The sequence below is a fragment of the Hyunsoonleella ulvae genome, from assembly GCF_016827605.1.
GTDB lineage: Bacteria > Bacteroidota > Bacteroidia > Flavobacteriales > Flavobacteriaceae > Jejuia > Jejuia ulvae.
Genome location: NZ_JAEPJQ010000001.1, coordinates 222362 through 244455 on the forward strand (window position 1 = coordinate 222362; position 22094 = coordinate 244455).

The following is a 22094-nucleotide window of genomic DNA, read 5'->3' on the forward strand; positions in this document are numbered from 1 at the left end:
AATTTGATTATATTTACAAAAATAAAATACATGCATTGTAAATTCGCTTTACGTATTGGACTATTTTTAATCTGCCTAAACCTTCAGGCTCAGATAGAAGAAGTAAATCCTCCCGATTATATTAAATCTATCACTTTTAAAAGTACTAGTAGCGATTTAGGGGAGCTACCTATTTTAAAATTGGGCGAGCGGTTTTATTTGGAATTTGACGCACTCGTAACCAACGAACCTGATTTTTATTACAAGATAGAGCATTATGATTATGATTGGACTGAATCTGTTTTAGTACGTACAGAATTTTTACTGGGCGTGGATAACTTTAGGATTCAAGATTACCGCAACTCTTTTAATACCTTCCAAATATACTCGCATTATAGGTTAACCATTCCTAATGCGCAAACAAGGGCTTTAGTCGTTTCTGGCAACTACCTTATCTCTGTTTTTGACAGGGATGATAATTTGGTGTTTTCAAGAAAATTAATGGTTTACGAAGACATCGTTACCCCCGGCATTAGCATAAAACGTTCGCGCGATGTGCAAACTATTGATTACACCCAAACTGTAGATATCGAGATTTCTGCAACGTCTCAGATTAACAACCCGCTACAAACTGTAAAAACGCTTATTATTCAAAATAGAAATTTAAATACTGCTATAAAAGACATAAAGCCGCAATACACCATTGGTAATAAACTGATTTACCGTTATGTAAACGAAACGGCATTTCCGGGGGGCAACGAGTACTTGTTTTTTGAAACCAAAGATGTTAGAGCTGCATCCATGGGGGTACAATACATAGAGCTCAACGATATTTACCACAGCTACCTCTTTACCAATCGCTCTAGAGCAGAATTACCATATACCTACAACCCCGATATTAATGGGCAGTTTAAAATAACAGCTATAGATCGTGACGATGTTTCTGTAGAAGCAGACTATGTAGAAATCCATTTTTCTCTGGAATATCCAGAATTGCTCAATGGGGAAAGTATTTATGTGTACGGTAACTACAACAACTATGCGTTAGACGATTACAATAGAATGGTTTACTATCCTGAAGGTAGAATCTACAAAACCCATTTTAAACTAAAGCAAGGGTTTTACAACTATAAATATGTAGTGGTAAATGCAGATGGCTCGCTAGACGAAGGACGTATAAGCGGTAACTTCTGGCAAACCGAAAACAACTACAAAGTATTGGTATATTATCGCGATTTAGGTGCCAGATACGACAGGATTATAGGTTTTAATGAAGTTTCATCGACAAATATTACCAATTAGTCTGTATTTAACGCTTTTTTAGACGATCAAATTTTAAAAATCCTTATTTTAGCACTGCAAAAGTATTGTATATCAATATTTAACATGGTTCAACAGGTAACAAAAGGCATAAAAATTTCGGTAGAAACCAATTTTGAAGGTACATTTTATAAAAATTATAAAATACAGTATGCCTTTGGATACACCATTACCATTACCAACCAAAGCAAAGACACTGTACAACTATACGCACGCCACTGGGAAATTCTAGATGCCCTAAACAACATAGAGACTGTAACAGGAGAAGGTATCGTAGGCAAAAAACCGGTACTTAATCCAGGCGAATCCCACACCTATACCTCTGGATGCTTACTCACTGCTCCTTTTGGTGCCATGCAAGGCCATTATAACATGGTAAACTTTACAACAACAAAAAAGTTTCAGGTTACCATCCCAACATTTAAATTAAGCGCACCGTTTGCTATTAATTAGGGCGTTACCACAAGGGTCGGGCTTTCACTACTCAATCCCTCCTACGTCGGGGATTTCAAACATGCCGCTCAATCCCTAACGCGGAAGAAAATTTTGATTTTCTATTCCAGATTTAACACATTTTAAATTAATACCTATTTTTACTTTCAATCAAGAAAACTATTATAGCTTTTGGAAGGTCTATTTTCAGCTTCGAATTCTAATCATCTCCTACTGCCAATTATTATAGTTGGCGCAGCCTTTCTAACAGCCTCTTATATAACTTGGCATAAAAAACATAGAATTCACAAAATTCTATCCAATGCTATTATTGCATTTTTAATAATTTATCTGCCCTTATTAGATTACTGGTCATTTTGGAAAGCTTCATGGTTTTGGCCATCAGATTTTTATCATGAAAGCGGAATTGTCTTAACGAGTTCAGATGATTTTCAATTTGGATATTATCCAATAACCCAAATTATCTTTAACACCTTATCTATTCTCTCAGGTTTTCTATTTCTATTTACAACTATTCTATTTATAAAAAACGTCAACTTAAAACAACCCAACATAAACAAATTATTCAATTGGATACCACTTATTAACAGTTTTTCTCTTGGGTATCAAATAAAGAAAATGACAAATCAAAAATGGACAAATAGAGCACTTATACTATTTTGGTCCTTTTTTACATTCTTATTCACATACTATAATTTTGTTGTTGGTTGGTTATATTTTGAAGGGTTTGACAGCATAACATTTATAGACAAAATATTATTCCCTCATGCAGAAAATCATACTGAAGAAAACAACAATTACGACATTGGTTATACCTATGTTGCTGATATTATCAGTGTAGTAACCCCACCTTTAAAGTACATCAGTGGAATTTTAACCTTACTGGTATTAATTGTAATTAAAAAAAATACTGAGTCTGAATTAGATGCTGAGATATCCAAAATTGGAAGAAACAATACTTAATGTAACAGGTTAAACATAAATAATTTACCCTTCTGATTCACATGAAAGAATTTACAATTTGAGTAATGCACAAACTCATAAGGCTGCTCATAATCAAACCCTTCCTTATTAATAGCGAAAATAGCATCACAATCTATATTACCATAAGGAGAAATACGTCTAAACCTGTAAACTCCCATTGTTTCCGTTGTGTAAAGCTCAAACCAAGCTCCTGCCGCTATGCCTGATAGCCACTGGGCATGATCTGCCTTTTCATCATTCTGTCTAGGCTCCAAAGTCCCAATAAGATTTACCTTATGGTCTTTTAACCTATCTAAAAAGTAACGTATATTTTCACTCTTTTGCGAACCTTTAAATTCTGATATTGTACCTGTTTCGGAGATCTCATACACATAATTCTCAGTATCAGCTAAGAGCACATTCCCCACTGTACTAGGTGTAAACCATTTTGATGTTTTGAGCGCTTTCTTAATCTCTGGGTCATTTACTGAAGCAATCAAACTATCAGTCACAAAACGTGCACAATTACAAGCATTTTTTATAAAAGCAGCATAGCGGATAAAATGCTTATTTTGCATTTCGGTAATATGCGCTCTTGCTTTTTGATAATCCACAGCATTACAAACTGAAGCCACCAATTTACCATCACCATGAGTCAATTTAGGATGAGTCCCTAAAAACCCTAAAATTTCATCTAGGTTTTTTATGTTGTCATTTTCAATTTTCGCCACTAATGGAAAATCCAATTCGTTATCAGTATCTTTTCCTCGAACACGCCCATTGGGCTCTGGTGTAATGTAACGTCCAAAATCATGATACTCTAAAACACCTGTAGACTTATCAATTAAAACTAATGCTGCATGTCCGGCACGTAAATAATCCCTCTTTCCAATTCCTAGATATTTTAAATAAGGAGAATACCACTCATCGGCAACCATAACAATGGTTTCTGGATAAGCCATAGTTATAATAATACCAGTATTATTCATTAACTACTTGTGGAGTTTTAAAAATATTGGACGACTTTTCGTTACTTACAATATTCTCATAATACATCGCTACACTATCTTCATTTTTTTCTATTTGTGTAATGCTAGTTGTTTTTACAAAACCCCTATCCATAACGACACCATAATCTTCATTACTTGCTCCAGCTGTTTTATGAAACTCTAAAATGGTATCAGACTTAAGAATGTATTCTAATTTATAATCCACAAACCACTGTTGTCTTTCAGCCCTCATACTTTTATCATACAGCGTAGAGGATGACCACATTTTAGGCTCCAAGGGGAGTTCTTCAAAATATTTTCTAATACCATCCCAAACTAATTCGTAAAACTTTAGCGTAGTATTCCAATCAGCGATAACGATAGTAAAAGGCTCAATATCCTCAAAATTATAAGTATCAACTAACTCTTCAATAGAATCAGCAACCATAAATTGTTTTGCTACTACCCCTCTACTCAGTCGGTAAGATGTTTTGCGTTCATGAATTTCAAAACCACCATTTAATACACAAATCACTCGTTTTTTTTCACTAACACCAATCCATGTACCTCCAGACAATTCATCTTTAGGAAATAAAACTTCAGTATTATCAACAGAATAGAACTCAGGTGCTAGAGATACCCTACTAGGTGCTTCGTCTCGATTTGAGGTTAAAATAAAATCGCTATTACCCTTAGGAATAATTGTAACTGTACACATAAAACAGTAGTCTCTTATAGAACAGCCAACTTACAAAAAATAAATAAAAAGTAAATCAAACAAAGGCACATAAAATTATAACCAAAAAGTAACTCTATTTTAAAAATTTAACGCGATTTTAAGGTATTTAAGTAATACTTTGTAATTTAATAATTCTTAAATTTGTAGCCGATTCACTGAAAATTTTTTATCAAAAACCAATAAATTATGGGAAAAGGCTTTTTTAATGTACCAGTAGCAGTTAACGAACCCGTAAAATCTTATGCTCCCGGAACTCCAGAACGTGATGCTGTTTTAGAGGCTTATAAAATGATGTATAACAGTAAAATTGATGTACCGTTGTACATTAATGGCAAAAATATTACCACCGGCAATACAAGAACCATGTCGCCACCCCACGACCATAAACACGTGGTGGGCACCTATCATGTAGCAGAACAAAAACATATTGATGATGCTATTGCAACCGCTTTAGAAGCTAGAAAAACATGGAGTAACATCCCATGGGAACAACGTGCTGGCATCTTTTTAAAAGCTGCGGAACTTATTGCGGGCCCATATCGCGCAAAAATTAATGCAGCTACCATGATAGCGCAATCTAAAACCATACACCAAGCCGAAATTGATGCTGCTTGTGAGTTGATAGACTTTTTACGTTTTAACGTACAATTCATGGCAGATATTTACATGGAACAACCTGAAAGTACAAGTGATGCTTGGAACCGTGTAGAATATCGACCTCTAGAAGGGTTTACTTATGCAGTAACGCCTTTTAACTTTACAGCAATTGCAGGAAACTTACCAGCATGCATGGCATTAATGGGTAATGTAGTGGTATGGAAGCCTAGTGATAGCCAAGTATATTCTGCAAAAGTAATAATGGATGTCTTTGAAGAAGCTGGTGTGCCTCCTGGAGTAATAAACGTAGTATTTGGAGATCCCGTGATGATTACCAATACGGTTTTGGCAAGTCCAGATTTTTCAGGTTTACATTTTACTGGATCTACTTTTGTGTTTAAAGAACTCTGGAAACAAATAGGTAACAATATTCACAATTATAAAACCTATCCAAAAATTGTTGGAGAAACTGGGGGTAAAGATTTTATTATTGCTCATAAATCAGCTAATCCTAAGCAGGTAGCTACAGCAATTTCTAGAGGTGCTTTTGAATTTCAAGGACAAAAATGTAGTGCCGCCTCAAGAGCTTACATACCAAAAAGCATTTGGAATGATGTTAAAAGCTTTGTAGTTGAAGACGTAAAATCCTTTAAAATGGGGTCTCCTGAGGATATGACTAATTTTATTACTGCTGTAATCCACGAAGGGTCTTTTGATAAATTGGCAAAATATATTGACCAAGCAAAATCAGATACTGATGTAGAAGTCTTGATTGGTGGTAATTACGACAAAAGCAAAGGGTATTTTATTGAACCTACGGTTTTAGTCACTACAAACCCCAAATACCCTACCATGTGTACAGAGTTATTTGGTCCAGTAATTACAATTTATGTTTATGAAGATGACACTTACGCAGAAACTTTAAAGCTCGTTGACGAAACTAGCGAATATGCATTAACAGGTGCTATTTTAGCAAAAGACAGGTATGCAATCACACAAGCTACCGAAGCATTGCAAAACAGTGCTGGTAACTTCTACATTAACGACAAGCCAACTGGTGCTGTTGTAGGCCAACAACCATTTGGTGGTGCCAGAGCTTCCGGAACAAACGATAAAGCTGGTAGTGCACAAAATCTTTTACGATGGGTATCACCTAGACTTATAAAAGAAACATTTGTAACACCTACGGATTATAGGTATCCATTTTTAGGAGAATAGTTTTTATTCGTGCTATAAAAAAGGCTGTAATTATATGTATACAAACAATAAATCGGAGTAACATAAACGTCACTCCGATTCATTTCCCTAATTTAACAAATTAATCACCCGAAATATTGCAGCATAACATGTCTATTAAATAGCTTGATTTACAAAGCTATAATCTCATATTATTGAAATACCATCAATAAAAACCAACCTATATATTTCCTTTCTTTTTTGACAACACTTGCGATAAATGAAAAACACCATTAAAAAAACCAATCATTCTCCCCTCTTTCAAAAACCCTAGTAGTTACTGAACCTTCTACTCTTGTAGTCCAAATTATATATTTACAACTGATATACGCTTCTATTGAAGAAAAACTTTCATTTGGGCCAATATTCGCAAAATTCCCCGGTTCACGTTCTACATAATCTAAGTTTTTAATTATAAACTTATAGAAAGTTCCATAATCATTTGCTGGCTCGTAGGAAAATTGACCAAAAGCTTGTAGACCAATTTTAGATTGAGAGTAACTAGCAGCTCCTTTACAAAAATCAGATTCACTATAATTAAAGCTATTATAAGTACGATTATACCCATAAAAATAATCATCTTGATGTAATTTAATATATTCTAAATTAGTTAAGCTATAATCATTGCGAACCACTAAAACTTCTGTAGGAGGTTTTCCCAGACATGGAACAGATTTTTCAGGAATCCGAGATCTGTCACAACACCCCATAGTTTCATAAGTACCTCCTTTGGGATATCCTGGCGCATCAAAAAACTCGCCATCTATCGTGGTATAAATCCAAAGATAATATTGTTGATCCACCCTAATAGGACAATTGCCCTTCTCATTACCATCTGGCCCAGCACCTATATCTTCATCAAAAGGGGGATCTATAAGAACTGGCATCTCAAATTCATCAATTACACCACCGTTAGTATCTGTAGGAGATATAACAATCTTCCCTTCATAGGGTAGATCCAGATCTTTTGGATTAATATCAATATAGAACACTGAAATAGAATCTATGCTTTCTTCTTCCACAATTGGCATAGTGTAATACCCATTGGCCCCCAATATATGTATTAGAACATTTTTAATAGAAACCTGATCGCGATTCAATATTCGCACACGACTTTTTACCCCTGGCCACAAGTTAATAGTATCTTTATCAATTTTTAAATCTGAAAGATTACCGCTTGCTGCAGCACTACCACTTCTAAATTCAGCATTACTCAATAACAATGCTGCACTTATATCGTTTGAGCTACTAATTGAACCTGTCTGTTCTGGATCATCTGGATCTGGGTCAACGGGATCTTCTTGCTCTATATCAGAATCAAAAGAATTCTCCTTCCCATCACATGCTACAATAACAGAAACGAATACAACCCCTATTATCAATAAAAACTTATAATTTAGGATATATTTCATGAGTTTAAAATTCTTTAGATTGCAAGCAAACTTACTATTATCATAAAGAAATTTATTACTATGTTACCCTTGTGGTTAATATACTTTTATAAATGGTTTAGTTAGAGGCATAAGTGGACAATAATAAGCGCAAGCTAACTTTCTATAATAAAAAAATTAGCTCGAGTCTCTACACATTACTGAGGGGGTTACAAAAACCTAAGACTATATTTTATTTAATTGACTTAAAAACGCTTCTCTACGGCGACGAGATATATTAACATGATGCCCTTCTGTGAGTATCACATACCCTCCCTCTCCTTTAACATATTGATTTACATGTTTAATATTTATTAACGATGCATGGTGTACACGACAAAACCCAGATTCGCCCAACATAATTTCAAACTCTTTTAATTTCTTTGAAAACAAATGCGTTTTATTGCCTGTTAAATATATTCTGCTATAACTGCCTTCTGCAGCACAATAAATAATTTTGGCAGTATCTAACATGAGAATACCTTCCATATCTGAAATCGCTAATCTCTCTATTTTTCCTGGCGCACTTCTCATGTTTTTAAGCATGGCATCGTACTTATAAATAAGATTCTTATGATCCTTGCGTTCCTTTACTTTACTTATAGCCTGAATTAACTCAGTAGACTCAATAGGTTTTAGCAAATAGTCTAGTGCGCTAAATTTAATAGCTTGGATGGCGTATTGACTATATGCGGTAACAAAAATTATTTCGAAATCTATTTCTTTAATTTGAACAAGTAAGTCGAATCCTGAACCATTTGGCATTTGAATATCTAAAAACACTAAATCTGGACGATGCAACTGGATTGCCTTCATACCCTCTTGGATATTTTCACATGTCCCCAAGACATTTACCTCAGGACAATATTTCTCTAATTGCAACCTTAGCGCCTCTCTACCATCAAATTGATCGTCAATAATTATGGATTGTATCATATCTAAGATATTGGAATAAGAATATCTACACTTGTACCTATTGGCTGTCCTTTAACATCTTTCATATCTGTAAAACTAATCATCTCATCAAATTTTTCTTCACTTAATAGCTGCAAACGCCTTTGAGTAATACTTAAACCCATTGATTTGGTTTTTATAACAGCGCTATTTTTTAACTCAAGTGCTTTCTCACGTCCTACCCCATTATCCTTAATATTACACTTTAATAAGTCTCCATCTTGTTTAATAGCTATTTTTATTATTCGTTCTCCTTCTTTCATATTCATCAACCCATGCCAAATAGCATTTTCAATAAAAGGTTGCAACACCATGGAAGGTATCTGTATGACATCAACTTCAATATTTGAATCGATTGAAGTTTCAAAACTTATCTTTGTTTGGTTGGTTAACGCCTCTAACTGTATGTAAGATTGCAACATATTCAGTTCATTTTGAAGAAAAACCATATCACTTTCAGAGTTTTCAAGTATTAATCGAATAAGCTTTGCGAATTTAGTTAACAATGCTGAAGCATCCTCACTGTGATTGTTGATTATCATCCTATTAATAGAGTTCATACAATTAAAGATAAAATGCGGATTCATTTGAGAACGAAGTGCTTTATTCTCTAAATCACCTAGCTGTTGACGAAATTTAGTTGTTTTTATTTCTTCATTTTTAGCAGCTATCATCTTCTCGCTTTTAAACTTTTGTTGCATCCCATAAAACACAAGACCACCAATAATGGCAATTAATAGTATCCCTCCTGTAAGTGCATTATTTAGTATTGCTTGTTTGTTAGCTTTTGTCTCTTGCACCTCAGCTTCCTTGGTAAGTAGCATAATTTCCTTTTCTTGCTCAACAGAATTATATTTCATTTCCATTTTTTTAACCTTGTTCAGATAATTTTCCTTAGACAAACTATCTTTCAATGTTTCATACTTTTTCCAGTAGGCTAAGGCCAACTCAGGATTAACAGTAGTTTCATATAAATCTGCAAAACTTAAATAGATGTTTTTTGTTTCATCTTTGGTTCCCATTTCAAGCGACTGGTCTAAAGCTTCATTTAACTTTTTAATAGCAATTTTATAGTTACCAAGTTTACTTTTTATTTTACCAATCCCATGATTAGTATAAAGTATACCAAGTTTATCATCAATACTATGCGACAACTGGTTGGATTCTTGGTAATAGCGCAATGCTTGATTATAATCTTCAAGAGCAAAGTACAAGGCTCCTATATTTAGCAGATTAATGGATGCATCTAATTTTTGATTATTCTCTCTATTAATATCCAAAGACTGCTGATAATAATCCAAAGCCTTTTTGTAATCTTTTTTTGCTTTATATACTAGTCCAATATTTCCAAGAATACCTGATTTAAACTTATAATCTTGAGTGTTTTTATTTGTTTCAAGAGATTTCCGGTAATGGGTTACTGCATCATCATAAGCTTTTAACTTCCAGTAGTTCATCCCAATATTACTGTAGCATTTAGCAACCCCAAGCGTATCCCCGATAGTTTTATAATACACCATTGCTTTTATAAAATTATCTACTGATGTTTCGTAGGATTCTTTATAGTAATCTATTATGCCTTGTTGCATATAAAAAGTAGCTTCAATATTTGGATCCTGAAGCGATGGAATTAGCGCTTTTACCCTTAAAAGTGCATCACTAGCTCTTTTATATTGCCCTTTTCTCCATCTAAAATTACTTTCTTCAAGATAGGCCTTAGACAATCTAGCATCATTCTTTATTTGTTTACTCAAAGTAATTGCATCGTCTAAATACTTTAATGACGTTACGGTGTCTTGAGAAGCCAGAGCTTTGTGAATATCTAAGTAAATGTCTATCCTAACTGTATCAGCTTTCGTTTCATTTAATACCACTAGAAGGCTATCTAAATCTTTTGCCTCTTGAGCAAACACAAAAGAATCATAAAAAGACAAATAAAAAATTATGGAAAAGAACACAAAACAACGTCTCATAAATATTACTTAATAGCATTAATGTAATCTGATTCTGCGGTTAAAATTAATAAAATTCAGATACATCACTTTTGTAACAAAGATCAATTTACCTCATTATTTCCTACTGAAATACCACCAATTCATAGCTCTAGTTAGCTGAAATCCTAAAGATTGGTACAAACGAATAGCAGGATTACCTTTAGTAGTATGTAAAATAGGATGTTTTCCTGATTTTATAATTTCTTTAGTAGTATGGGTAATGAGTTGTTTTGCTAATCCGCGTCGGGTATAATTTGGATGGGTTACTACACCACTTACTTCAATAAAATCGTTGGTTTGCATGCGTTGACCAGAAATCGCCACTAGTTTACCCTCTTTAAAAATACCAAAGTAATCGCCCATATCAAAAGTGCGTTTTTTGTAATACCCTGGCATTACCAACCATATTAAATCGTAGATCTCTTGGATATGTGTTTCGGTTAATGGCAGTATGGTTTCTGTAATATCAACTTCAATTAATGTATTAAGTACCATTTGGCAACCTTCCATTTTTTTGTTGAGTATCACGTGGTTTCCATCATAGGTTGGAATAGCGCTTTCCGAGACTAAAAATATATCTTTCGTTAATTTAGAATATGCCGTTAATGCTGCTTTGGTTTTTACAGCATTGGTAAATGCCCCAAAAGGACATATTTCTGGATGATAAAATAGCACCTCATCATAAGCCACAGCAAAGTTTTGATGTGTTTCTTTAAGGGAATACCAAATTGGGTTTTGTAATGTTTTTTGAAAATAGTCCATACATAACAACTCAAAGACCAAATGTAATTTGAAAAGTTGAAATGGTATAAAAAAGTATGATTTGGTATTGATTTGAATTGCTTGACTTTGTAAAAATTTTCAACTACCTTCGTTTACCGGCGGATATAAGCCATAAGCAACGGCGCATATCCGTGTTAGCGGTAAACGAAACAATAACATTGCACCAATTGAAACACACAACTAGTGGTGTTTGAGAAAGAACCTGACCAAACACACCCCGCGTTAAGGATTGCAGCGGCATCCTTTTTGCGAATCTTTAAAGACGAAAAATTAAATTAAGATAACGGTTTATTTTAAGTGGCTGAGACCCCGAAACAAGTTCGGGATACTTCGCGAAAAGATATAGCGAAAAGCCTGACCCGACGTAAGGAGGGTAACGCCCAAAAAAATATAATTATACTCCCTAATTAATTATTTTTGAAAAAAGTTGTCCCCTTTTACTTTTTGGCAACCGTCTTACTGATATAAACTTTAAAATTTACAATTATGAAAGAATTTATGATGATTTTTATTGGAGCCGATTACACCGCTTTAGGTTTGTCACCTGAAGATTTGCAAAACCGTATGGGAAAATGGTTTGCTTGGAATGATAAAATGACACAGGCTGGCATTGTTAACCATGGGAATGCCTTAACGCCGCAAGTGCGTCGTGTTTCTGGTGCCAATAGAACGGTTACCGATTTAACTTCGGCCGAGGTTAAAGAAATTGTAGGGGGTTATTATGTGGTTAAAGCTAACAACTTTGACGAAGTGCAGGAAATTGCCAAGGACTACCCTGATTACGATTTGGGAGGCACGGTAGAAATTCGTGAAATTATGGTATTTGACCAATAATGAGTTCTAACCTAATAGACCATCTTTTTCGCCACCATAGCGGAAAGATGGTCTCTGTTTTAACTAGAATTTTTGGGCTTAAACATCTTGATATTATTGAGGATGCTGTACAGGATACTTTTATTAAGGCTAGTATAAGTTGGAGAAACCAACAACCAGAACACCCTGAAGCATGGTTGACCCAGGCCGCCAAAAACAGGGTTCTTGATATTTTTAGAAAGCTAAAAACAGAGCAAAAACACCTACCTAACATCAATCAAGGAACGGACGCCATTGCTATAAACGATCTGTTTTTAGACTCTGAGATTGAGGATGCACAACTGCGTATGATTTTTACTGCCTGCCACCCTAGCTTAGATCCTAGAGATCGTATTTCTTTTGCTCTAAAAACAGTATCTGGATTTAGTATTAAAGAAATTGCCTCTGCATTGCTAACCAAAGAGGAAACCGTAAAAAAGCGACTATCCAGAGCCAGAAAAACAATTAAACAGGCAGATATTAAATTTAAAATTCCACAAGGAAAATCTTTAGCTTCTAGACTGGAGAGCGTCATGGAAGTATTATATCTTATTTTTAATGAGGGGTTTCATTCCAATAAAAAAGAGACATTGATTAGACAAGAATTATGCACAGAGGCTTTACGTTTATCGCAAATGCTTTTAAAAAAAGAACTTACTAGAACTCCAGAAACTTACGCTCTTTGTGCCTTAATGTGTTTTCATGCTGCTAGAATTGATAGCAAAACCAATGCTGACAATGAGCTGCTAGACCTAAAACATCAGGATCGTAGCAAATGGCATTTTCCTTTACTTCAATTAGGTAATTCTATGATGTATAAAGCAGTAGAAACAGAAGAGTTTTCTTGCTACCACTACGAAGCTGCTATTGCTGCTGAACATTTAAAAGCCAGAACCTTTGAGGATACCGATTGGAAAAAAATTCTACATTGGTATCAATGTCTGCATGCACTACAGCCTATGCCTTCTCACTTACTTACCATAGCAGTAATATGTTTGCAAACTAAAGATTACAAACTAGCTAAATCTTACTTATCTAAATTAAAACCTGAGGATTTTGAACAACGATCCTACCTATATTATGGCGCATTAGCTGACTTACATACTGCCATATCTAACACCGAAAAAGCTTTAAAATATATTAACCTAGCCCTAGATTATGTGACTAACGATTTAGAAAAGGCTTTTTTAGAAAAGAAAAAACAAAATCTACTATCAAAAAAGTAAAAGGAGTAATATTGTCTTTAAAATTTCATTAGTTTTATACATCAATTATCGTGGAATAGTTTTTGATACTCTACTAACGTTAAAAACAATACCCATTAAGAATTGACGTTTTTTAAAAGTATGAAAAAGACATTACTAATTTTATTCTTTGTGCCTTTATTAAGTGTTGGGCAAGCTACAAAATTTGTTAGGCAAGCCTTAAGGCTAGATGATCCCAAAGCACAAATAGAAATGTTAAATCAAGCTCTAGAAATTGACAATAAACATTTAGACGCCTTATTCTACAGAGGTATTGCCAAATACAATTTAGAGGATTATGATGGTGCTATTTTAGATTTTACAAAAATAATTTTCTTTGAACCTGATGCAGACAGCTACTATAACCGTGGTAATTGTAAGTTTAACTTAATGGATTACGAAGGTGCTTTGGTGGATTACGAGGAAGCCATAAAATTAGATCCTGATTTAATAGGTGCCTACTTCAACTTAGGAAATGCCAAATTCAATCTAGAAGATTACAAAGGTGCTGTAGACGCCTTTACAAAAGTAATTCGTTTTTTTCCTAACGACTATAAGTCCTACAGTCAGCGTGCCCTGGCCTATATGGAACTAAAAAATTACAAATTAGCTTTTAAAGATTTTGGTGCCTGTATATTGATTAGGCCCAATAGTAAATCTTATTATAATCGTGGCTATGCACTATTAGAAATTAATTATTACAAGGAGTCTAAAGGAGACTTTTTACAAGCAATAAAAGAAAATATAAATAACACTCCAGCGTATTTCTACTTAGGCGTTAATAATATCTTATTGGGAGAATTTCAGGAGGCAATAGAAAGCCTATCCGTATCAGTAATTAGGGATAAAATGGACTACGACGCCCATTTTGGTTTAGCAATAGCCTACTATCACGAAGGGAATTACGAGAAAGCCAAGTTAAGTTTTAAAAGTGCAAAAAATCTCTTAGGAGCAAAAGGCAACAATGCCATTTCGGTGTTTAAAGACACATATTGGGAGGTTAATGAAAAACAAATGTTTTCTGAAATGTTTAGAAAACTAAATGTACTGTAAACATAACATCTACTACATTCAGACCCCTAAATTTGTCTTAAAACTGACATCTACAAATTAGATATTTCGTATATTTAATACACAAAACACACTACAAGTCAATTATTTGATAAGTCATCTAGTTGGTTTCAATATTTTTTATTTGTTAAATATCGATTATTCTTATCATCATGAACAAATACGTTTTCGCATCAACATTCACAGTTCTTTTCTTGTTTTGTCACACAGCTTCATTCGGACAATCAAAAAAATTAGTGCGACAAGCTAAAAAGCTTTCTAACCCTAAAGAACAGATAACAATTTTCACAAAAGCTATCGAATTGGATAATGAGAATTTAGATGCCTACTTTTACCGTGGTTTAGCGAGATATGAATTAGAGAATTACTGGGGCTCTATTTTGGATTTCACGAAAATACTATTCACAAAACCAGATGCTGATACATTTTACAATCGTGGTAATGCTAAATTTGCTCTAGGTGACTTTAAAGGTGCATATGATGATTACATAATGTCTATAGAATATAACCGTGATTTTTTTCAAGCCTACTACAATTTGGGAATAACCCAGTTTAATTTAGGCAAATATAGACAGGCACTGCGTTCTTTTAATTTTTTGATAAAGCACTTTCCCAATGATGTAAATACTAATATTCAAATGGGATTAACGCTTGCTGAACTCAAACAAAATCCATTAGCTATTTACTTTCTCAATAAAAGCATAACACTAGAACCCAATAGTGACACATACCATAACAGAGGTGTTGCATATTTAAATATGAAAGCCTATAAACAAGCTGCAGAAGATTTTAAAACAGCAATTAGCTTAGACAAAACTAACGATTCCGCATATTTCTACCTTGGCTTATCGCAATTATTCGCCAGAGACTATAAAGCAGCTACAAAGAGTTTTGAAGACACACTTACCTTTAATTCTGTAGACCATGAAACCCTTATTGCTTTGGCCGTAGCTAATTACCATTCCAAAAATTATGACAAGGCGAAACTTTGTTTTAAAAAAGCAAAAAATATACTAGCTGCCGAAAATGAATTTTATAAATACAAAAACGACATCTCTCTATTTGCTGATGCATCTTGGAGCATAGATGAGGGTTATATTTTTGAAAGTTATGTTGAACGACTAAACGCTCTCTAATTCCCTGCTAATTTTTAAACTTCTGAGGCAAATACACTAATTTTTTAGTATTAAAAAAATCTTCTTCAAAATAATCACTTAAGTTGTAGATTTTAGCCGTAGTGTAAGCTTTCAATTCTTCAGTTAAATCACCTCCTTTAAGATAAAGAATACCGTTTTTTAGTTCATTATTTTGTTTTTTAGCTATTTTCCCTCTGGTCCAATGCACAAAAGTTGGCATTGCAGCTACAGCCCTACTTACAATAAAATCGTAAGTCTCATCAATAGCTTCAACCCTAGTATGGGTTGTTCTTACGTTAGTTAAGCCCAAACCTTCAATAACCTCATTTACTACCTTAAGTTTTTTAGCAATACTATCTACCAAATGAAAATCACAATTCGGAAACATAATAGCCAATGGAATCCCAGGAAAACCTCCTCCTGTACCAACATCCATAACCCGTGTATTATCTTTAAATGAGATGAATTTTGCTATGGCCAAAGCATGTAAAACATGACGTAAATACAATTCATCAATATCCTTTCTTGATACTACATTAATTTTTAAATTCCAGTCCTTGTATAAACTTTCAAGTTTATGGAATTGAGACATTTGATCCTCTGAAAGATTGGGAAAATACTTAGAGATTAATTCCATTGATGTTAAATTTTGCACAAAAATAGAACTTTAAAGTACATTTTTTTACATCAAAACGTTCTTTGTTGCACATATTAATATTTATCTTTGCCTTTCGTATTTAGAGGATTAATTTTATACGAACTGATTAAACTAGCATTATAATTATGAATAAGCAAGCCCTTTCATTTTCAAGAAAAGATCCTGCGAAATTTTTTAAAACGTTAAATAAACGCGTAAACGATTACTTTAAGGAAAACAATCTTAAACGTACCGGTAATTGGAAATTATACACAAAGGCTATTGTTATGTTTTCCTTACTTATTGTTCCTGTAGTTTTAATTCTAACCATTGAAAGCTTACCTGGTTGGGCACAACTATTAGGAATGGTAATAGTAGGAGTTGGTATGGCCGGAGTTGGCATGAATGTAATGCATGATGCAAACCATGGCTCATTTTCCAGTAAAAAATGGGTAAATAAACTAATGGGAAGCAGCATATACATTTTGGCTGGAAACGATTACAACTGGAAAGTGCAACATAATGTATTACACCACACCTATACAAACATTCAAGGACACGATGAAGATATAGACGCAGGAAGAATTATCAGGTTTTCAAAACATGCAAAATGGTACAGCTTTCATAGATACCAGAAGTTTTATGCATTTTTTCTATATGGTTTTTTAACTGCAAATTGGGCAATTACTACTGATTTTACACAAACATATCGCTATTTAAAAAGAAAATTGGCTTATGGTAAAATGCCACATCCCGCCACACAATGGACTAAACTAATTATTGGAAAAATTGTCTATTACTCCATTTGGGTAGTACTGCCATTAGCTTTAGGATTTAAATGGTGGGAAGTTTTAATTGGTTTCTTAGTAATGCATTATACTGCAGGTATTATTTTAAGTGTTATATTTCAACTAGCACACGTTATGCCAAATACTGAAATGCCACTTCCTGACGAGCAAGGTAATATTAAGAATACCTGGGCAATCCATCAGTTGTTTACAACATCAAATTTTTCTCCTAAAAGTTGGCTTGTAGGTTTTTATACAGGAGGTTTAAACAGACAGGTAGAACACCATTTATTTTCTCACATAAGTCACATCCATTATAGCAAGTTGGCTAAAATAGTTAAAGAAACAGCCTTAGAATTTAGCTTACCATATAACGAGTACAATACGTTTTGGCAAGCAGTGGCAGAACACTACAATCAATTAAAAACCCTAGGACGAAAACCTAGTTTAGCTTAAATAATAATATATACCGATCAAAATACACTAAAATGCAATTATTATCAGATAGGATTTTAAACATGTCTACGTCTGCCACATTAGCAATGGCAGCAAAAGCAAGAGAACTTAGAGGAGAAGGAAAAGACATTATAGGCTTAAGTCTGGGAGAACCTGACTTTAAAGTTCCAGATTTTATTCGAGAAGCCGCTATTCAAGCAGTAAATGATGGCTATAACTCATACACACCTGTTGATGGTTATGGCGAGTTAAAAGATGCCGTAATTAAAAAATTTAAGCGAGATAATAACTTAACATATACTCCCTCACAAATAGTAGTATCTACTGGAGCAAAACAATGTTTAGCTAATGTTGCTGGAGTAATGCTAAATGAAGGCGATGAAGTTATTTTACCTTGTCCATATTGGGTAAGTTATTCTGATATCGTAAAATTAAACGATGGTGTACCTGTTGAAGTAAAAACTTCGATTGATACTGATTTTAAAATGACTGCTGATCAGTTAGAAGCAGCTATCACACCAAAAACTAAAATGATGTGGTTTAGCTCTCCTTGTAACCCAAGTGGATCGGTTTACAGCAAAGAAGAATTAAAAGCTTTGGTTGAAGTTTTGGCAAAACACCCTAACATCTATGTGGTTTCAGATGAAATTTACGAGCACATAAACTATGGAAAAGGCCACACAAGCATTGCTAGTTTTCCAGAAATGTATGACAGAACCATTACTGTAAACGGCGTATCAAAAGCCTTTGCTATGACTGGTTGGAGGATAGGATTTATTGGTGCTCCAGAAAAAATCGCAAGAGCTTGTAATAAACTGCAAGGGCAAACTACCAGTGGTGCCAATTGTATTGCACAACGCGCTGTGATAACTGCTTTAAACGAAGATCCCTCATCTGTAAAATATATGATTGATGAGTTTAAAGTACGTCGAGATTTAATCTTGGATTTATTAGGAGGTATAGAAGGATTTAAATCCAACACTCCAGACGGAGCATTTTATGTGTTTCCTGATGTAACTCATTTCTTTGGAAAAACGTTAAAAGGACATAAAATAAATAATGCCACAGATTTTTCTTTGTTTTTACTAGAAGAAGCTTTGGTTGCTACTGTTACAGGAGATGCTTTTGGAAACCCCAATTGTATTAGAATTTCTTATGCCGCTTCTCAAGAGCAAATTATTGAAGCCATTAAGCGTATTGAAGCTGCAGTGAGCTAAATATCTTGATTAAAAGATAAATTGTAAAGCCGCTTATAGCGGCTTTTTTTAGTTATTTATATAATACAGTAGAGCTATCAAGGCTATAACTACAATCACAAAAAAAATAGAAAATAATTTTATGCTTCTAATCCTGTTTTGTTTTTCCATTCTGTTTCTAATTTCTTTTAGTTGCTGGGGAGTAGCTTCAGGAAAATCAAACTGGCCTTCCCCAGACCATTCAAACCCTCCTAAAGTCTTCCTAAAATACCTAGATTTATCAGGAAGAATAGACTTGTTACTTTTTAAAGTAGTTTGAAATGACTCAAAAAACGGCATAAGATTACAATAAAGTGAATAGCAAAACCAGTATAACAATCAAAATACAAAAAGCAATGATACTTCTTAACTGAGTCTTTCTATTTTGTGCTTTAATGTTATCCCTTACTGCTTGTATTTGTTCTTCTGTAGCCTTGGGAAACTCCTTCAGCTCAATACCAGCATAACTTCCTTCTAACCCTTTTTTTTCCTTTCGTTTTGATAGTTGCCCCCTATTAGTCTTAAGAGAACTATTTGCAGCCATCATTGAACCTTCTCCTCCCATAGTGAAATAAATTTAACTTTCAATTATAGGTATCCATTAACCCAAAAAAGTTACAAAATCTACATTTTCGATATGCTTTATTATTTTACTTACATTTCAAAAAAGACCTTTCTAAATAATTATTACATGAAAAACAAATAGTTTTATACAAATCTTCTTCATAACAACTAAAAACACAAAGCAAATACCTCTACTGAGAGCAAACCATGCAAAGCATGTAAATTATTGATATTAAAATTGAGTCGTCCTAAAAAAGGCTACAGCAAAATCACTGTAGCCTTAATAATAATAATAATAATAATAATAATAATAACTTATTGTTTAATGAGTAAAATTGAAAGCCCATAACTCGAAAAACAATATACAAATAACCGGGTTTAAAATCTTTCAACAATGTGGTTTTTCCACATATTTTTCCTACGTACACAAAACACCGAGAAACTATTTATACTTTTAACAATTAAATTTCACATTAAAAACTATCTACCTAAAATACTGTGACTTATGTCCATAAAAAGGTTAAATGTATTAATAATCGAAGATCATAAAATAATAGCTCGCGCCTATAAAAACATTTTAAATGAAATAGAAGATTATCAGTTCTGTATAAATTTTGCGGAAAATTGCGACGAAGCTGTTTTTCAAATATCTAATAATGAGAATGATATCGTTATATTAGACTTACAATTGCCAACATCTAAAGACGATAAATTTCTTAGCGGTGAAGACGTAGGACTTTTTCTAAGAAAAAAAACATCAAAAACAAAAATTATTATCCTTACTTCAATTACAAATCAAATAAGAGTGCTCAACATCGTTAAGGAGATAAATCCTGAGGGATACATGATTAAATCTGATATTGATGTAAAGGATCTTAAGAATTCTATCCATAGCGTTTTACAAGGAAAGCATTTTTATAGCAAGACCATAAAAAAAATAACCGAAGTAATTACCTATAAAGGCGTAACCATTGATGATTTTGATAGGCAAATACTGTATCATCTGTCTATGGGAGAAAAAACCAAAGATTTATATAAATACATTCCTCTGTCAACAAGAGCCATTGAAGTAAGAAAGACCAAACTAAAAACCCTTCTTGATGTAAATAAAGACGATAACTTTAACCTGGTAAAAGAAGCAAAAAAACTAGGCTTTATTTAACAAATTATCTATTTCTCCAGAAAAATGGTGTAAACAATACCAAAACAGTAAACAATTCCAGTCTACCAATTAACATTAAAAAAGAAGCCCACCATTGTGCCAAAGGTGGCAAAGCAGCATAATTATTAACTGGTCCAAAATCTCCTAACGCTGGCCCCACATTACCTAAACTAGATGCGGCCAAACCTATTGCCGAAGAAAAATCTATCTTAAACATTGAAAACACCAATGCTCCGATAATAAAAGAAAGCATATATAAAATAAAGAAAGCTAGTATATTAAAAACTATATCTCCCGAAATAGCCTTCATATTATAGCGTACAGGTAAAATAGCACTTGGGTGCAATGCCCGTTTAAACTCCAGAAAACCATTTTTAATCAACAGTAAATGGCGCACTACTTTTACTCCTCCGGACGTGCTTCCTGCGGAACCTCCCAAAAACATCAAACCAAAAAAGAACACTACTAAAAATGGAGTCCACATGGTATAATCAGCCGTAACAAACCCAGTAGTAGTTACAATAGCTAAAACTTGAAATAACGCATGTCGCACAGCACTTTCGCCTTCTCCCCATACCATAGGATGATCGATGGAAGATAACGATACATCGGCTCTGAAATAAATTAATAAAGCTGCTATTATTGTAAATATAGCAATGAATTTAAAATACAACTTAAACTCTTCATCATGCAATACTTTTTGCACCTTTCCTTTAAAAGCAAAGTAACTTAATACAAAATTAGTACCTGCCAAAAACATAAACAGAATGATAATATACTGAATAATGGGCTGTCCATTCCAATACGCAACACTAGCATTTTTCGTAGAAAATCCTCCAGTTGATACTGTACAGAGTGCATGGTTTATAGCATCAAAAAAAGACATCCCCGCTACACTCAACAAAAGGGTTTCTGCGGCTGTATATCCAAAGTAAATTAACCATAAGCGTTTTGCTGTATCTGTAATTCTAGGGTGTAATTTATCTGCACTAGGGCCAGGAGCTTCAGCAGCAAACATCTGCATACCTCCAATACCTAAAAGAGGAAGGATAGCTATCGCCAAAACAATAATACCCATACCGCCTATCCAATGTGTTAAACTACGCCAGAATAAAATCCCTTTAGGCATGGCCTCAATATCATTTAATATTGATGCACCAGTAGTAGTATACCCAGACATGGTTTCAAAAAACGCATTGGTAAAATTTGGTATACTTTCAGTAATTACATAAGGCAATGTACCTGTTAATGCCATGATAATCCAGCCAAAAGCTACAACTATATAGCCTTCACGCTTATTCATTTCTTTGTTGTGTTTTCTGGTAAATACCATCGCAAGCCCCCCAAGTGCTAGGGTAACTAATGCTGCAAAAAGAAGGTTTAACGTTACACCATCCTTGTAAAGTAGACTTACTAAAGTAGACAACAACATAAACCCTCCATTAAATAAAATAAGGAGGCCTAAAAAATGAAAAATAATTTTATAGTTGAGTTTCATGGTTGTAAATTCAT

General features: G+C 33.8%; 21 protein-coding genes. 11 read left to right on the forward strand and 10 right to left on the reverse strand.

Features of this window, described 5'->3' with window-relative positions:
- Positions 1–30: 30 nt before the first annotated feature.
- The 3 genes from JS605_RS01000 to JS605_RS01010 all read left to right on the forward strand — a co-directional run bounded on the left by JS605_RS01000 (position 31) and on the right by JS605_RS01010 (position 2715).
- Positions 31–1281: a type IX secretion system plug protein gene (locus JS605_RS01000; RefSeq protein WP_203255842.1), complete on the forward strand. Its 1251-nt coding sequence runs from the start codon at positions 31–33 to the stop codon at positions 1279–1281.
- Positions 1282–1365: 84 nt separating this feature from the next.
- Positions 1366–1752 carry a Co2+/Mg2+ efflux protein ApaG gene (gene apaG, locus JS605_RS01005; RefSeq protein ID WP_203255843.1) on the forward strand — a complete coding sequence of 129 codons (387 nt, stop codon included), beginning with the start codon at positions 1366–1368 and terminating at the stop codon, positions 1750–1752.
- Between the two features lie 171 nt (positions 1753–1923).
- On the forward strand, positions 1924–2715 hold the full coding sequence (locus tag JS605_RS01010) for a hypothetical protein (RefSeq protein WP_203255844.1): 792 nt from the start codon (positions 1924–1926) through the stop codon (positions 2713–2715).
- Here the strand turns inward: JS605_RS01010 and JS605_RS01015 are convergent.
- Positions 2712–3704, reverse strand: a complete 993-nt coding sequence (locus tag JS605_RS01015) for a DUF6695 family protein (RefSeq protein ID WP_203255845.1) — start codon at positions 3702–3704, stop codon at positions 2712–2714. The genes JS605_RS01010 and JS605_RS01015 overlap by 4 nt on opposite strands.
- Complete coding sequence (locus JS605_RS01020; protein WP_203255846.1) at positions 3697–4422, reverse strand: NRDE family protein; 726 nt, start codon at positions 4420–4422, stop codon at positions 3697–3699. The genes JS605_RS01015 and JS605_RS01020 overlap by 8 nt, the downstream gene beginning before the upstream one ends.
- 207 nt (positions 4423–4629) lie before the next feature.
- Between JS605_RS01020 and pruA the strand changes: the two genes are divergently transcribed.
- Positions 4630–6258: an L-glutamate gamma-semialdehyde dehydrogenase gene (pruA, locus tag JS605_RS01025; RefSeq protein ID WP_203255847.1), complete on the forward strand. Its 1629-nt coding sequence runs from the start codon at positions 4630–4632 to the stop codon at positions 6256–6258.
- Between the two features lie 251 nt (positions 6259–6509).
- Here pruA and JS605_RS01030 read toward each other — a convergent pair whose 3' ends face one another.
- From JS605_RS01030 to JS605_RS01045, 4 genes are all read right to left on the reverse strand, one after another.
- The gene (locus JS605_RS01030; protein ID WP_203255848.1) at positions 6510–7688 is read right to left on the reverse strand and encodes a hypothetical protein; all 1179 of its coding nucleotides are present in this window, start codon (positions 7686–7688) and stop codon (positions 6510–6512) included.
- A 204-nt stretch (positions 7689–7892) separates the two neighbouring features.
- Positions 7893–8642, reverse strand: coding sequence for a LytR/AlgR family response regulator transcription factor (locus JS605_RS01035; protein ID WP_203255849.1), 750 nt, complete (start codon positions 8640–8642; stop codon positions 7893–7895).
- Between the two features lie 2 nt (positions 8643–8644).
- Complete coding sequence (locus JS605_RS01040; protein ID WP_203255850.1) at positions 8645–10633, reverse strand: tetratricopeptide repeat-containing sensor histidine kinase; 1989 nt, start codon at positions 10631–10633, stop codon at positions 8645–8647.
- Between the two features lie 96 nt (positions 10634–10729).
- Entirely contained in the window at positions 10730–11416 is a 687-nt protein-coding gene (locus JS605_RS01045) for a GNAT family N-acetyltransferase (RefSeq protein WP_203255851.1), read from the reverse strand.
- Between the two features lie 507 nt (positions 11417–11923).
- Between JS605_RS01045 and JS605_RS01050 the strand changes: the two genes are divergently transcribed.
- The 4 genes from JS605_RS01050 to JS605_RS01065 all read left to right on the forward strand — a co-directional run bounded on the left by JS605_RS01050 (position 11924) and on the right by JS605_RS01065 (position 15740).
- Entirely contained in the window at positions 11924–12271 is a 348-nt protein-coding gene (locus JS605_RS01050) for a YciI family protein (RefSeq protein ID WP_203255852.1), read from the forward strand.
- Positions 12271–13515: an RNA polymerase sigma factor gene (locus JS605_RS01055; RefSeq protein WP_203255853.1), complete on the forward strand. Its 1245-nt coding sequence runs from the start codon at positions 12271–12273 to the stop codon at positions 13513–13515. The genes JS605_RS01050 and JS605_RS01055 overlap by 1 nt, the downstream gene beginning before the upstream one ends.
- A 120-nt stretch (positions 13516–13635) precedes the next feature.
- Complete coding sequence (locus JS605_RS01060; protein ID WP_203255854.1) at positions 13636–14586, forward strand: tetratricopeptide repeat protein; 951 nt, start codon at positions 13636–13638, stop codon at positions 14584–14586.
- A 170-nt stretch (positions 14587–14756) separates the two neighbouring features.
- A complete protein-coding gene (locus JS605_RS01065) occupies positions 14757–15740 on the forward strand; it encodes a tetratricopeptide repeat protein (protein WP_203255855.1) in 984 nt (327 codons plus the stop codon).
- A 7-nt stretch (positions 15741–15747) separates the two neighbouring features.
- On the opposite strand, the gene rsmG is transcribed toward JS605_RS01065, so the two are convergent.
- Positions 15748–16377, reverse strand: coding sequence for a 16S rRNA (guanine(527)-N(7))-methyltransferase RsmG (rsmG, locus tag JS605_RS01070; RefSeq protein ID WP_203255856.1), 630 nt, complete (start codon positions 16375–16377; stop codon positions 15748–15750).
- A 146-nt stretch (positions 16378–16523) separates the two neighbouring features.
- Here rsmG and JS605_RS01075 point away from each other — a divergent pair, with 146 nt between their 5' ends.
- Both JS605_RS01075 and JS605_RS01080 read left to right on the forward strand, forming a co-directional pair.
- Positions 16524–17621 carry a fatty acid desaturase family protein gene (locus JS605_RS01075; RefSeq protein ID WP_203255857.1) on the forward strand — a complete coding sequence of 366 codons (1098 nt, stop codon included), beginning with the start codon at positions 16524–16526 and terminating at the stop codon, positions 17619–17621.
- Positions 17622–17653: 32 nt separating this feature from the next.
- On the forward strand, positions 17654–18838 hold the full coding sequence (locus JS605_RS01080) for a pyridoxal phosphate-dependent aminotransferase (RefSeq protein ID WP_203255858.1): 1185 nt from the start codon (positions 17654–17656) through the stop codon (positions 18836–18838).
- 48 nt (positions 18839–18886) lie between these two features.
- On the opposite strand, the gene JS605_RS01085 is transcribed toward JS605_RS01080, so the two are convergent.
- The gene (locus JS605_RS01085) at positions 18887–19156 is read right to left on the reverse strand and encodes a hypothetical protein (protein ID WP_203255859.1); all 270 of its coding nucleotides are present in this window, start codon (positions 19154–19156) and stop codon (positions 18887–18889) included.
- A gap of 4 nt (positions 19157–19160) precedes the next feature.
- The gene (locus tag JS605_RS01090; RefSeq protein WP_203255860.1) at positions 19161–19421 is read right to left on the reverse strand and encodes a hypothetical protein; all 261 of its coding nucleotides are present in this window, start codon (positions 19419–19421) and stop codon (positions 19161–19163) included.
- A gap of 504 nt (positions 19422–19925) precedes the next feature.
- Here JS605_RS01090 and JS605_RS01095 point away from each other — a divergent pair.
- Entirely contained in the window at positions 19926–20582 is a 657-nt protein-coding gene (locus JS605_RS01095; protein WP_203255861.1) for a response regulator, read from the forward strand.
- 4 nt (positions 20583–20586) lie between these two features.
- Here JS605_RS01095 and JS605_RS01100 read toward each other — a convergent pair whose 3' ends face one another.
- Positions 20587–22080, reverse strand: a complete 1494-nt coding sequence (locus JS605_RS01100; protein ID WP_203255862.1) for a TrkH family potassium uptake protein — start codon at positions 22078–22080, stop codon at positions 20587–20589.
- Positions 22081–22094: the final 14 nt, after the last annotated feature.

Coding starts and splice junctions, on each gene's coding strand:
- JS605_RS01035 (WP_203255849.1), bottom strand. CDS start 8,642: ATGATACAATCCATAATTATTGACGATCAATTTGATGGTAGAGAGGCG.
- JS605_RS01050 (WP_203255852.1), top strand. CDS start 11,924: ATGAAAGAATTTATGATGATTTTTATTGGAGCCGATTACACCGCTTTA.
- pruA (WP_203255847.1), top strand. CDS start 4,630: ATGGGAAAAGGCTTTTTTAATGTACCAGTAGCAGTTAACGAACCCGTA.
- JS605_RS01015 (WP_203255845.1), bottom strand. CDS start 3,704: ATGAATAATACTGGTATTATTATAACTATGGCTTATCCAGAAACCATT.
- JS605_RS01030 (WP_203255848.1), bottom strand. CDS start 7,688: ATGAAATATATCCTAAATTATAAGTTTTTATTGATAATAGGGGTTGTA.
- JS605_RS01100 (WP_203255862.1), bottom strand. CDS start 22,080: ATGAAACTCAACTATAAAATTATTTTTCATTTTTTAGGCCTCCTTATT.
- apaG (WP_203255843.1), top strand. CDS start 1,366: ATGGTTCAACAGGTAACAAAAGGCATAAAAATTTCGGTAGAAACCAAT.
- JS605_RS01060 (WP_203255854.1), top strand. CDS start 13,636: ATGAAAAAGACATTACTAATTTTATTCTTTGTGCCTTTATTAAGTGTT.
- JS605_RS01065 (WP_203255855.1), top strand. CDS start 14,757: ATGAACAAATACGTTTTCGCATCAACATTCACAGTTCTTTTCTTGTTT.
- JS605_RS01000 (WP_203255842.1), top strand. CDS start 31: ATGCATTGTAAATTCGCTTTACGTATTGGACTATTTTTAATCTGCCTA.
- JS605_RS01080 (WP_203255858.1), top strand. CDS start 17,654: ATGCAATTATTATCAGATAGGATTTTAAACATGTCTACGTCTGCCACA.
- JS605_RS01020 (WP_203255846.1), bottom strand. CDS start 4,422: ATGTGTACAGTTACAATTATTCCTAAGGGTAATAGCGATTTTATTTTA.
- JS605_RS01090 (WP_203255860.1), bottom strand. CDS start 19,421: ATGGGAGGAGAAGGTTCAATGATGGCTGCAAATAGTTCTCTTAAGACT.
- JS605_RS01055 (WP_203255853.1), top strand. CDS start 12,271: ATGAGTTCTAACCTAATAGACCATCTTTTTCGCCACCATAGCGGAAAG.
- JS605_RS01075 (WP_203255857.1), top strand. CDS start 16,524: ATGAATAAGCAAGCCCTTTCATTTTCAAGAAAAGATCCTGCGAAATTT.
- JS605_RS01040 (WP_203255850.1), bottom strand. CDS start 10,633: ATGAGACGTTGTTTTGTGTTCTTTTCCATAATTTTTTATTTGTCTTTT.
- JS605_RS01045 (WP_203255851.1), bottom strand. CDS start 11,416: ATGGACTATTTTCAAAAAACATTACAAAACCCAATTTGGTATTCCCTT.
- rsmG (WP_203255856.1), bottom strand. CDS start 16,377: ATGGAATTAATCTCTAAGTATTTTCCCAATCTTTCAGAGGATCAAATG.
- JS605_RS01095 (WP_203255861.1), top strand. CDS start 19,926: ATGTCCATAAAAAGGTTAAATGTATTAATAATCGAAGATCATAAAATA.
- JS605_RS01085 (WP_203255859.1), bottom strand. CDS start 19,156: ATGCCGTTTTTTGAGTCATTTCAAACTACTTTAAAAAGTAACAAGTCT.